The organism is Chitinophaga terrae (ex Kim and Jung 2007) (genome assembly GCF_900107795.1).
In the GTDB taxonomy this organism is placed as follows: domain Bacteria; phylum Bacteroidota; class Bacteroidia; order Chitinophagales; family Chitinophagaceae; genus Chitinophaga; species Chitinophaga terrae.
Genome location: NZ_FNRL01000023.1, coordinates 57,668 through 70,631 on the forward strand (window position 1 = coordinate 57,668; position 12,964 = coordinate 70,631).

Here is a 12,964-nt window from a genome sequence, read left to right on the forward strand (position 1 = left end):
AGAAATAGGATAGCAGTGGCTATATTTTTTTTATCTCTATTTATAAAGAACTCGCTTAAAAAAATTTTGAGAAAGAAAGAGGAGGATAACTAACAAAAAAAGGAGGCTATACGAACGTATAGCCTCCCGAGTTTTATTGAACAGGAATGATTACTTATTGTATCCCGGGTTTTGAACCATATTAGGGTTGGTATCCATTTCTGTTTGAGGAATAGGATAAGCAACATATGGATCTTCTGGTCCAACAACTTTAGACTTCAATGCATTTGCATCCGGGATCTCGCGTGTTCCGTTCTTACGGAAGAGGTCGGTCATACCAAATCCTTCACCCACCAGTTCCAGTCTTCTTTGTTTGCTGATCTCTGCCAGGACAGCAGTTTTATCAACACCTACAAATGGATCCAGTCCGCGTTTTGCTCTCAGTTTATTAACATCAGCAACAGCAGCAACGAGATTGCCATCTTCCGCATAAGCTTCAGCACGGTTTAACAGCACTTCGCTGATCCTCAGCACCCGTACATTCACCAGGCCTACCTGACCTTGCGCTTTGTTACCGGAAAATTTCATCAGGTAATTGTTTGCGCCATTATCAGCAACCAGCACCTGGCCAAGACGCGCATCTTTTTTATCCAGCAACGCCATGAAAGCATCGGTTAACCTGATATCGCCATATCCGCCATTGGCAGCAGGCACATACATATAACCAAAGTTATTGGCGCCTAAACCATTGTTGACAGTGTTACGAACAGAAAATATTTCTTCTGATGTTGCACCATCTGCATTGAAGATATCAGCTACCTGGCTGGCTTCATACAGATCATATTTATCAACCAGTTTGTTGGCTTCGGTAATTACATTTTTCCAGTCGCCTTTATACAGGTATGCACGAGTTAACAGTGCAGTAGCTGCATCGCGGTTTCCTTTGAAAATACTTGCAGCGCCGCCTTCGGATTTACCTGCTGGCGCTTTTTGTTGTGCCACTTTCAGATCAGCGATAATAGCCGCATAAGTTTCTTCCAGTGTGCTGCGCTTAGGTTTATAAGTATCTGGTTTATCCAGCGACTCAGTAACCAGGGCAATACCTGTATTAGGAGCAGTTAAGCCGGCTTTAACAGCGCCGCGGTTAGTATAAGGCCTGGTGTATCTTCTTGCCAGGTCGAAGTTGGCCAGCGCGCGCATGAAGTAAGCCTCGCCACGGATTGCAGACGTATTGCTGGTTTCAGGCAGTTTGTTAATGATCACATTTGCCTGGTTCACCACGCGGTAAGCATTCAGGAAAGTGTTGGTTTGCGGAGCAACCAACGGAGCATACATTACCTGGAACTCGCTCAGGAACCTGTTAGAGTTCTGGGAAGTGATCTTCATGTCAATACCTCCGAGATCAGTAACGATCATGAAATCGCGACCATAATATTCGAGGGCTTGCATGCGTGAGTACATACCGTTGGCGAGAATACGTGCATTCGCTTCCGTTACTGCATCTTTATCGCTCAGTGATGACTGTGGGTCCTGGTCCAGTTTGCTGCAAGCAGAAAACATTCCGGCAGTAGCCAAAGCCAATATGGAAAGTTTAGAATATTTAAACATAATCGATTCTTAAATTTTTGTTTTACTCAATTACAGACCCACATTGATACCGAATGTAATTACCCTGGCTGTTGGATAACGGTAGAAATCAGTACCTGCGTTAGACACAGCCACGTTAGCCGTGCTGGTAGGAGGAGCAGGGTTAGTGTTGATCTCAGGATCCCATCCTTTGTACTTAGTGAGCGTGTACAGGTTTTCTGCCTGTGCATATACTCTTAAGTTTTGAAGTTTGGTTCTTCTCAGCAGGGATTTAGGCAGGTTATAGCCTAATTGTACATTTCTCAGTTTCGCATAAGAAACATCTTCTAAGAAACGAGTGGAAGAGCTGGTAGAGCCAGATCCGTTACCCCAGATAACTTTAGGCCTGTCGGAGATATCGCCTGGTTTCTGCCAGTGATCCAGTGCATCTTTAGCCTGGTTGCCGGTAGTATTACCACCATCGCTTTCCAGGTTAGCGCGGTTTGAGTTGTATGCTTTGTTACCAGCGCTGAAAGTGATGAACACAGAAAGATCGAAGTCTTTATAGTTGAATTTGTTGGTGAAACCGCCGGTGATCTTAGGCAGTAACTGACCAGCATATTGTCTTACAGCTTCTGTGTAAACGGAAGTTGGTTTGCCGTCAGCACCGATCCATTGTGCAGCACCGGTTTCAGGATTTACGCCAGCCCAGATAGGCATGTACCAGGAACCGAAAGGCATACCCACTTCAATTCTCTGACGGGTACCGGAAGGAATAGCCTGGTCGCCGCCCAGTGATAATACCTTATTCTTCAGTGTAGCGAAGTTCAGGTCGGAAGTCCACTGGAAGTTTTTAGTCTGAACAGGTACGCCACCAACGGTGATCTCGAAGCCCTGGTTCATCATTTTACCAACGTTCATAGTCATGGTAGAGAAACCGGTGGTCATAGACACTGGTTTTTCCATCAATAATGCAGAAGAACGTTTGTCATAGAATCCGAAGCTACCATATAAACGCCTGTTCAATACAGCTACGTCGATACCTACGTCGAACAGGTTTTGTTTTTCCCAGCTCAGGTTCAGGTTAGCAGGTTGTTTCAGGTAAGCAACTGACTGACCATCGTAAGAACCTACGAGGCTGTACAGCGGCTGATAAGGATAGTTGCCCAATCCTTCTGCGTTACCCATCACACCATAGCTTGAACGAACTTTCAGGTCGTTTAACCAGGAAACATTCTTCATCCATTCTTCTTCAATAATACGCCATGCAGCACCTACTGAATAGAAGTTACCATAACGGCTGTCTTTAGGGAAACGGCTGGAGCCATCTCTCCTGTAGCTACCGCTCAGGAAATATTTATTTTTATAATCGTAGTCTACTTTACCGATCAAAGCCTGGAAAGCATAGTTCAGCTCATCACCAGCCATATCGAAGTAGGTAGAACCTGCATCCGGCACTTGTGAAGCCTGGCTAGGGAAACCGTTTTTAGCGCTGTAGTTCCATACCCTGTTAGAGAAAGAGTACTCGTTACCTGCCAATAAACGGAAGCTATGATCTTTCTTCACTGTGAAGTTGTAAGTCAGCAATTGCTGAGTAGTATACAGCCCCATGTTAGTATTCACGTTGTAGAGGTAACCGCTGTAGTTACGGCCATCGTAAGAGTTTGGAGAAGTCCATTGTTTCTCACGGATGTTGGTGATCTCAGCGCTTCCTTTAACTACAAAACGTAAACCATCGATGATGTTGTAGCCTAACGCAACATTGAACACAGTTTGACCAGTGTTGCTCTTGTTGTAGTTGTTAGCAACAGTGCTCAGGAAGTTACCGCCACGCAAAACAGGACGGTAAGAGCTAGGGATGCTGGAGAAATGATCCCAACCTACAGTGCCTGGCTGACCAGCGATATAACCATTGGTAATGTTACCGTTGTCGTCGTACGCCGGGATGTAAGGAACGTTAGACAGAGCGCCCATCAGCGGAGAAGAGTAGGAGTTACCTGCACTTGCACTTCTCATATCGGTATAAGAACCGTTCACTTTAAAGCTCAGGTCAAATTTGTCGTTGAATTTGTGGTCGACGTTCAGACGGCCATTGTAACGGCTAAAGTTTGATCCTACCAGGATACCATCTTGTTTGAAGTAATCGCCTGATGCGTAGAACAAAGTTTTTTCGTTACCGCCGCTTGCGTTGATACCGTAAGATTGGGTTTTACCTGTGCGGAAAGCCAGATCCATCCAGTCAGTATTAATGTCTGCCAGGTAATCAGGGCGGTTAGCCAGGATCTGTGCTTCGGTGAAAGTAGGAGTACCATCATTTTTTGTTGCATTTTTCATCGCTTCGCGTTGATACTGCAGCAATTCTGATGAATTCATCATCGGGATGGTACGTGCCAGGTTCTGAACACCATACTTTGCATTGAAATTGATCTTGTTCACTCCTTTCTTACCGCTCTTGGTTGTGATTACGATCACACCATTAGAACCGCGGGAACCATACAATGCAGTTGCAGAAGCATCTTTCAGTACAGTGATGTTCTCGATGTCGGCAGGGTTGATAGAAGAGATCACATCGTAAGTAGCAGTGTTCTGAGTGAAGTCGCCAGATGATACGATAACACCGTCTACTACATAGATGGGTGCGTTGCTTGCAGAGATAGAACCCACACCACGGATCCTAACTTCTGTTTTTGCACCTGGCTGACCGGAGTTGGTTGATACAGCAACACCGGGAGCGTTACCTTGCAGCATCTGATTTACATCAGGCAGGGCTACGTTGTTGATCTTTGCACCACTGATAGTAGAAGCAGCAATTGTTGAATTTACTTTCTTCTCTACAGTGTAACCTGTTACGATCACTTCTTCCAGGCTTTTTGCGTCTGTTTTCAGTGAAACATTTACAGTAGAGGCGTTGCCAACCGGAACTTCTTTCTGCTCGTATCCGATGAAAGAAAATACTAAAGTGGCATTACCATCAACCTGTAAAGTGAAAGATCCTTCCGGATTCGTAACAGTTCCTTTACTGGTGCCTTTAATTTGAATAGTGGCACCGGGAATACCTGAGCCATCTTTGGCATCAGTCACTCTCCCTGTTACAGTGCGGCTTTGCGCGAAAGCCTGTCCGCCCAGGAATAGAACGGACAGGAGGAGAAATAGAACTTTCCTCATAAGCATGATTTTGTTTCCTTAACCTAAAAAATAAAAAAGCATTCGTAAGGCCCATTGAGCCTCAAAAATTTTGGTTCCCGTTAAATGAATCGAAAATACAATGGTAAACTAGGCTGTCGAGTTGGCAGCGAGTTGGCAGACAAGTGATTTCTTTCTATTTCTCAGTCTGTAAATTTTCTCATTAAGCAAATTGATTACTACACTTTTGCGATTTATACAATAAATCACACGAAAGTGTAGTAAACTTCCTTCTCATAAGCAGTTTCCTTAGCAAATTTTCAATCGGCTTCAAATATAAACTTTCTTAACAAAAAGTTAAGCCAGAAAATTTGCGGATAACATTTGGATAACAGTCTTTTAACATACTGTTAACAAATAAAATAAAATAATAATTTGTAAGAAAATGAAAATAAAACAAGCGGCAAGACTACCGCCTGTACTCATCAACCAAAATCTAAATCGAGATTAATGTTGCCCCACTTAAAGTGAGGCCTTATATCTTAAGACAAGGATAGCGGATACGTTTTTAACAACTCGATCAGGGCATTAAACAAGTCCTCGTTCCTGTTATTGAACCGGTATTCACATTCTTTCAAATGCAAATAAGCCGTATTCCTGTTCAGTCCCTTAAACTTAGCCAGCCGATGCTTGGTTAAACCCCAGAACGCGTCTACATCATCCATCTGGTGCGTATCGGATGTCTGGCCTAAACGGTATAACCGGTATTGGCCCAGGTCCACTACACCGTTGAACTTACGCAAACGCTCGGCAGCGCCCTGGGTTTCCAGGACAGAACGCCCCCTGGTAGCAGCATGGATCATAGAGCGGGTTACATCCGGGAGGATCTCCGTATGCACTCGTTCTCCAGTTCTGCAAATACCGAAGATGACAGGTTTTACTACCTTTTCAACTTCTGTTCTTACAGCTACCAGCGTGTCTCCATCGTTGTCTGCTACTGAAAGTGCGAGCCTTGGCTCATAAATGGGAAGAGGCGCAGGCACGGGATGCAATGTCTCGCAATAACGTGCAATCTGTTGTCTGAGTTTCTTCAGATAACTGTTGATAGTTACCCTACTCACGCCACTGATATTGGCAATCTGTGTGGCGGTCAGATCATCGGCAAACAGCCGCAAGATCTCCTTAAATTTGCGCTCAGATAAGTGAGCACCCTTTAAGTACTTATTTTTCATGAACTATGTGGTTAGAATGGCATTATAAACCTCTCACTTTTTACTTATATTATATGCTCATTTTTTACAAACGGCTATACAAGTATTTAAGCGCTTCCCACTAGATCAATTGACTTATAAGCACCTGAATTTCTTATGTTTTTTAAATAATTAAAAAAGGGCATAAGCCAGGTAATTGCTTATGCCCTTTTTATGATATTTTTTATCAAACTGCCGCCTAATCGCGGTTCTTCAAACCTAATTCCGCGACATCAATATCCTTTTCTTCATCCAGCGTATTCCATAATTCCTTCTTCCTCGCCTTCTTCAGCAACGCTTTCTCCATCCATAACAGCAACGCCGGGAGAATAGTCAGGTTAGTGATCATTGCCATTACCAATGTCAATGAAGTTAGCCATCCTAACGCTTTTGTTCCGCCAAATCCTGAGAAACTGAATATCATAAATCCTGCAAACAGGATCGCTGATGTATAGATGATACTTAAACCGGTTTCGTGGATGGTTTGCTTTACAGTAGCACTGATATCAAGATTATTCTTTGGCAACTCCTGCTTGAAATTCACCAGGAACCTGATAGTCACATCAATCGCAATACCCAAGGCAACGGAGAAAACCAGTACCGTAGATGGCTTTAAGGCAACGCCCGCCCAGCCCATCACGCCGGCTGTTACAGCCAGCGGAATTACGTTAGGGATCAACGATATCAGCAACATCCTCCAGCTGCGGAACAGGTATAACATACACAACATGATCAGCAGGAACGCCCACATAATACTTTCCATCAACCCATTGATGATGAAACGGGAACCTTCCTGGAAGATAACGCTGGTACCGGTGAATGTCACTTTATAATGCGCCGTATCAAATATTTTGGCAACCTGGGGTTGTAAGGAGTCCAACAATTCCGGCAACTTTTTAGATCCAACATCTTTCATGTTCACACTTAACCTGGCAACCTGCTTGGTACTATCCATAAAAGATGAAACCAGTTTGGTGAAGGTAGATGCATCTCCTCCTGCATTGGCCGCACCTTTCATACGCAGGTAAGGCGCAAGGAAGCCAAGATCGAACTGGTTAGGTACTGCATAGTTGGAACTATCGCCGTTATAGTAAGCCTGTTTCGCAAACTTAATCCCTTCTACCACAGATAATGGCCTTCCAAAATCAGGCTGGGAAGCGATCAATTGGGTAAGTTCATCCAGCTTGTTCAGGGTCTGCAAACTCACCACGCCATTCTTCCTTTTGGTATCTACTGCGATCTCCAGCGGCATTACGCCTTTGAAGTTCGTTTCAAGGAATTTCAGATCTGTATACAGTTTGTCGGTATGCGGAATATCGTCGAGCATATAACCTACCGACTGCAGTTTGCTCATTCCTATTCCCGCCAGGATGAGCATAATAACGCTCACGCCATAGACCCAGCGACGATATTTGAACACCAGGGTAGTCAGCAAACTGAGTATTGAATTAAAGAATTTATTCTCGAGATAATTGGTATGTTTCGCTTTTGGCGGCGGCAAATAACTTAAAACTGCCGGCAGGAAAATAAATGAGATCAGGAAGATGAACATGATATTTAATCCTGCCACTGCACCGAATTCTTTCAGGATAGCGCTGTTCGTAAAACAGAACACGCCAAAACCGATAGCCGCTGTAATATTGGTGAACAGCGTTACAATACCCATACGTTGTATCATGTGTACCAGCGCTCTCGACTTATTCTGGTCTTTTGCATATTCGGCGTGGTACTTACTGAGAAAATACACGCAGTTAGGTATCCCTATCACTACAATCAATGAAGGGATAAGACCTGTCAGCAAAGTGATCTTGTATTTGAACAATACGATTGTAGCTACGGACCAGATCACGCCGATCGCAACCACGACCATCGACATGATCACTGCGCTGAATGAACGGAAAAAGGAGAACAGGATCAAGGCAGTGAGGAGGAACGATATCTTGAGGAAGAACTTCAGTTCATCCGCCACTTTGGTAGCCATCACAGTTCTTATCAGTGGCAAGCCGCTTAAACGGACCTCTGAATGGTGCTTCTCCTGGAAATCGTTTGCCAGTTTGGTGATCTCTTTTACTACACCGGTACGTTTGGGGGAATTAAATACATCCTTATTAACGTAAATAGCCATGAGGTATGCATGGCTATCTGGGTTATAGAGTAAACCTTTGTAAAAAGGAAGCTGGTAAAATTTGTTAGCCAGGCTGTCAACGGTTTGCTGGTTGGAAAGATCACCGGCGAACAGCTGGTGCGCCTCCAGTTTTTGTGTGCTGTCATTTTTTACCAGGTTGATGGCCATCGGTACGCTCATGATATTTTCCACGGCGAAAACCTTCTTCATATCCTGGTTCAGTTTCACATAATCCCTGAAGTAATCTGCCTGGAAAAACTTATCTGTTTGCACGGCCAGCATCAACACGTTACCATCACTACCGAACTTCTTTTTAAATTCCTGGAACTCAATGTACTTCTGGTTATCTGTAGGTATTGTTGCCACATAATCGTAAGACATCTCTACTTTGCTGGCAAAGTACCCCATTATACCGGTACTAATGAATAGCAGGACAAGTAATAATAATCTGAATTTTAGCACAAAGCTGGCTAACCGTTGCCACATAAGGACTTCCATTTTGGTAATGGGCGTAAAGGTAAACAAAAATAGCTAAGCTGATAGTTAACAACTCTTAACGCTGCTACAATAAACCAGGTTAATTCCTGTAAATTTGCGCTTTTACCGATATTCAATGCTACATAAAACCCGCGGTATCGTTTTACGTGCGGTGAAGTATGGAGATACAAGCCTGATCCTGAGTGTATTTACAGAGCTTTTCGGATTGCAATCATACATTGTAAATGGCGCCCGATCCTCCAAACCTAAAGCTGCAAAAGGGAATTTGCTCCAACCGGGCAATATCCTGGAGATGGTCGTATACCACCAGGATATCAAGAATATTCACCGCATCTCCGAGTTCAAGCTGGGACATATCTATACGTCTGTTCAGTTAAACGTGGTAAAGAATACGGTAGCCCTGTATATAATAGAGTTGCTGCAAAAATGCCTGAAGCAACCGGAACAACACCTGGAATTGTACTATTTCACTGAAAATACTTTGCGGTATTTAGACCTGGCCCCCATGCCGGCTATCGCCAACCTGCCCCTGTATTACACCCTGAAAGTAGGGGAGCAGCTGGGCTTCAGGTTAAACGGTCATTTTTCAGAATACACCCCATTCCTCGATCTGCAGGAAGGTACATTCACAGACCTCCCTCCGCATCACAGCTATCACCTGGACCCTGAATGCAGTGAACTGACAGACAGGATATTCCGTTGCGCAGGGATCCCTGAACTGGTTACCATTACAATGAGTAAAGACAAAAGGAGAAGATTGCTGTACGCCTACCTTGATTTCTTTCAACTGCATTTGCCCGATTTCACGGAGATGCATTCGCCGCCTATTCTTCACGAGATCTTAGACGCCTGATCAGCGGCCTTTTTACCGGCTTCAGTAAAGAAACGGAGATCCACTTTCCGGCCGTCGAATTCGGCATAGGAGAAGTAGTTGATCCAGTCGCCCAGGTTGATGTACCGGCTGTTATCTTTCAGTTGAATATCCAGCGGCAGGTGCCGGTGGCCGAAGATGAAGTAATCGAAGTGTTCTTTTTGCAAGACTTCCTTGCTGTAAATAGCGAGCCATTCGTTCTCTTCGCCGAGGAAGTGTTCCAGCTCCTGGCCGGTTGCAGCCCGGCTTTTGCGGCTGAAGTAGTTGGCGAGCGCTATGCCCCAGGAGGGGTGAATAGCAGAGAACAGCCATCTGCAAACGGGGTTGCGAAATACTTTTTTCAGGAATTTATAACCATGATCACCGGGGCCAAGTCCGTCGCCATGGCCTATGTAAAAGCGTTTGCTGCCTATGGTAAAAGTTTGGGGTTCGTAATATACCGGTATATCCAGTTCATCTTCAAAATATCCATCCATCCACATATCATGGTTGCCAATGAATACGGAAATACCTATGCCTTTATCTCTTAACGAAGCAAGGCGGCCTAATACACGGGTATACCCTTTAGGGATCACGTGTTTGTATTCGAACCAGAAATCGAAGATATCACCTACCAGGAAGATATGGGCAGCATCGGCTTCTATCTGGTCAAACCATTGCAGGAGCAATTTTTCCCTTTCCCTGCTGGCGGCAGGATCAGGCACTCCCAGGTGAAAATCAGAAGCAAAGTATACTTTCTTATTGGCAGGTAACTGGATCTCCATTTCTTTAAAAAGTAATAGCCTTTAGTGTTCAGCTTTTAGTAATGTGCAATGATATTACTAAAATCCAATACTAAAGGCTATAAATTATTTCATGCTATTATTCGTCTACTAAAAATACATACACTTCTTTAGGTCCGTGAATGCCGACTACCAGTGTTTTTTCAATATCTGCTGTGCGGCTTGGGCCTGTAGCAAAAGAGATAGAAGAAGGCAGATCGTTGCCATACTTATCTTTCAGCTTATTCAGTGCATCTTTTAAATCGAATACCAGTTGGTGCGTATAGGCAACAATGATATGTACGGGCGCGTATACGGGAAGGGCGCGGCCACTTGGCTGGGCGGCGCTTAACACCACTGTTCCGGTCCTGGATACCAGGTATTCGCAGTCTGTGATGGCGGCATCTGCTTCGTGCATGGTTCCGCGGTTCAAGACGTTTAATTGATCCTGGTTGATCTGCTTTAAGAGAGCGGGCGTCTGGCAGTATACATTATGCCAGTCTTTGTGTTCGCACAAGGCTCTTAAAGTATCCAGCAATTCTCCTTTACTGCTGCAGAAAACGAACTTTCCCTGTAAGCGGGTGAACTCCTCTGCGAACTTAATTTCCAGGCTTTCATTCTCCGTGCGGAAAACAGACGAGTTGCCCTCCGAATTTGGGAAGGGCAACTGAACCGGCTGACTGAGCGCATTTCGCACTCTTTTCAGAATATTTTCCTTGGCAGGAGAGATTTTCATATCACTCTTAAGCATTAGCTGGTGAAGGTGAAGGATTGATGATGTCGGATGGATGGATACCATCTGTGGTCATTCCTTCATTCTTTGGATGTTCTTTATGCGTATCAAAAGGACGTTTACCGATCAGGCGTTCTAGGTCGGCCTGGTAAAGTACTTCCTTCTTCAAAAGTTCCTGAGCTAATATTTTTACTGCGTCAATTTTTTCTGTGAGCAGTTTTTTAGTTCTTTCATAAGCGCCTTCGATCAGTTTACGCACTTCTTCGTCTATCAGGCGGGAAGTTTCTTCTGAGTAAGGCTTGGTGAATGACTGATCGCTGTTCGGATCATAGAACGAAACGTTACCAACTTTTTCGTTCATACCGTATACGGTTACCATAGCGTAAGCCATACGGGTGATCACCTGCAGGTCGTTTTGTGCGCCTGTAGAGATCTTTCCGAATACCAGTTCTTCCACTGCACGGCCGCCGAGGGTCATACAGATATCATCCATCAGCTGCTCGGTGTTATACAGGTATTGTTCTTTAGGCAGGTACTGAGCATACCCTAAGGCAGCAACACCGCGCGGAACAATGGTTACTTTTACCAGTGGGTTAGCGTGTTCAAGGAACCAGCCGCAGATAGCATGACCTGCTTCATGGTATGCGATCACTTCTTTTTCTTCAGGAGAGATGATCTTGTTCTTTTTCTCCAGACCTCCTATTACGCGGTCGATGGCGTCGTTGAAGTCTTCCATTTCAACCTGTGTTTTGCCTTTACGTGCGGCGATCAGGGCTGCTTCGTTACAAACGTTAGCGATGTCGGCGCCGGCAAAGCCAGGAGTCATGGAAGCTAATTTCTTGATATCAAGATTTGGAGAAGTTTTGATCGGTTTCAGGTGAACTTCGAAAATAGTTTCCCTGCCGGCCAGATCTGGTTTGTCGATAGAGATCTGACGGTCGAAACGCCCTGGGCGCAGTAACGCGCTGTCCAGTACATCCGGGCGGTTGGTAGCAGCCAGGATAATGATACCGCTGTCTGTTCCGAAACCATCCATTTCAACCAGGAGCTGGTTAAGGGTATTTTCGCGTTCGTCGTTGCTCATCATCACGTTTTTACCCCTGGCACGGCCGATGGCGTCAATTTCGTCGATGAAGATGATACAAGGCGCTTTTTCCCTGGCCTGTTTGAACAGGTCGCGTACCCTGCTGGCGCCAACTCCTACGAACAGTTCCACGAAATCGGAACCGGACATAGAGAAGAATGGTACCTGGGCTTCGCCGGCCATTGCTTTGGCCAGGAGGGTTTTACCGGTGCCCGGAGGGCCTACCAGTAAAGCACCTTTAGGAATTTTACCACCTAAAGAGGTGTATTTCTTAGGGTTTTTCAGGAAATCCACGATTTCCATTACCTCTACTTTCGCTTCGTCCAGACCTGCAACATCGTTAAAGGTGATGTTTACACGGGTGCCTTTATCGAAGAGGGTTGCTTTTGATTTACCAATGTTGAAGATACCGCCAGGACCTCCGCTACCGCCGGCAGGGCCGCCCATTTTTCTCATGAGCAGGATCCACAAACCAATGATAAGGATGATCGGCAGCAGCAACTGGAAGATAGGTTCGAACCAACCGGTACGCTCGTCGTACGAGATCTTAACCTGGTTTTCGATAGGAACTCCTTCCTGTGCTTTATCGATATCTTTTTTGAAACTTTCTTCACTACCGATTGTAAAACGGAAGTGCGGTCCAGGATTTTCGCTACCAAATTTCGTTTTGTTTACAGCATTGAATTTAGGCAGTTTAAGAGAATCCGGTTTTATGTAGACTTCTACATACTTTTTGTTCACAACTACCAGACGATCAACGTCTCCTGGTTTCAGGTAATTTACCTGGAACTCCTGGAAACTGATCTCTTTGCTAGGAGATTTCCAATCTCCCGCCAAGTTCATTGCAAGCAGGGCTATGCCGATAATGGCATACACCCAGTATATATTGAACTTCGGTCCTTTCTTAGGTGCTTTCTCTGAACCCTTGTTGAAGTTATTGCCTCCTTTTTCCATAATCTTACGCTCCTTTACGG

The 12,964-nt window shown here is 44.8% G+C and carries 8 protein-coding genes; 1 reads left to right on the forward strand and 7 read right to left on the reverse strand.

Annotated elements, in window-relative coordinates:
• Window positions 1–150 precede the first annotated feature (150 nt).
• The 4 genes from BLV62_RS20920 to BLV62_RS20935 form a co-directional block, all read right to left on the reverse strand.
• Complete coding sequence (locus BLV62_RS20920) at window positions 151–1,587, reverse strand: RagB/SusD family nutrient uptake outer membrane protein (RefSeq protein WP_089763960.1); 1,437 nt, start codon at window positions 1,585–1,587, stop codon at window positions 151–153.
• Window positions 1,588–1,617: 30 nt separating this feature from the next.
• Window positions 1,618–4,710: a SusC/RagA family TonB-linked outer membrane protein gene (locus tag BLV62_RS20925; protein ID WP_168927938.1), complete on the reverse strand. Its 3,093-nt coding sequence runs from the start codon at window positions 4,708–4,710 to the stop codon at window positions 1,618–1,620.
• A 500-nt stretch (window positions 4,711–5,210) separates the two neighbouring features.
• Window positions 5,211–5,900 carry a hypothetical protein gene (locus tag BLV62_RS20930; protein WP_089763964.1) on the reverse strand — a complete coding sequence of 230 codons (690 nt, stop codon included), beginning with the start codon at window positions 5,898–5,900 and terminating at the stop codon, window positions 5,211–5,213.
• A gap of 217 nt (window positions 5,901–6,117) precedes the next feature.
• Window positions 6,118–8,529 carry an efflux RND transporter permease subunit gene (locus BLV62_RS20935; protein ID WP_089763966.1) on the reverse strand — a complete coding sequence of 804 codons (2,412 nt, stop codon included), beginning with the start codon at window positions 8,527–8,529 and terminating at the stop codon, window positions 6,118–6,120.
• A gap of 127 nt (window positions 8,530–8,656) precedes the next feature.
• On the opposite strand from BLV62_RS20935, the gene recO reads away from it, so the two are divergent.
• Window positions 8,657–9,394, forward strand: a complete 738-nt coding sequence (gene recO / locus BLV62_RS20940; protein ID WP_089763968.1) for a DNA repair protein RecO — start codon at window positions 8,657–8,659, stop codon at window positions 9,392–9,394.
• On the opposite strand, the gene BLV62_RS20945 is transcribed toward recO, so the two are convergent.
• The 3 genes from BLV62_RS20945 to ftsH form a co-directional block, all read right to left on the reverse strand.
• A complete protein-coding gene (locus BLV62_RS20945) occupies window positions 9,373–10,176 on the reverse strand; it encodes a UDP-2,3-diacylglucosamine diphosphatase (RefSeq protein ID WP_089763970.1) in 804 nt (267 codons plus the stop codon). The genes recO and BLV62_RS20945 overlap by 22 nt on opposite strands.
• Before the next feature lie 97 nt (window positions 10,177–10,273).
• The gene (locus BLV62_RS20950; RefSeq protein WP_089764056.1) at window positions 10,274–10,909 is read right to left on the reverse strand and encodes a LutC/YkgG family protein; all 636 of its coding nucleotides are present in this window, start codon (window positions 10,907–10,909) and stop codon (window positions 10,274–10,276) included.
• A 7-nt stretch (window positions 10,910–10,916) separates the two neighbouring features.
• Window positions 10,917–12,944, reverse strand: coding sequence for an ATP-dependent zinc metalloprotease FtsH (ftsH, locus tag BLV62_RS20955; RefSeq protein ID WP_089763972.1), 2,028 nt, complete (start codon window positions 12,942–12,944; stop codon window positions 10,917–10,919).
• Window positions 12,945–12,964: the final 20 nt, after the last annotated feature.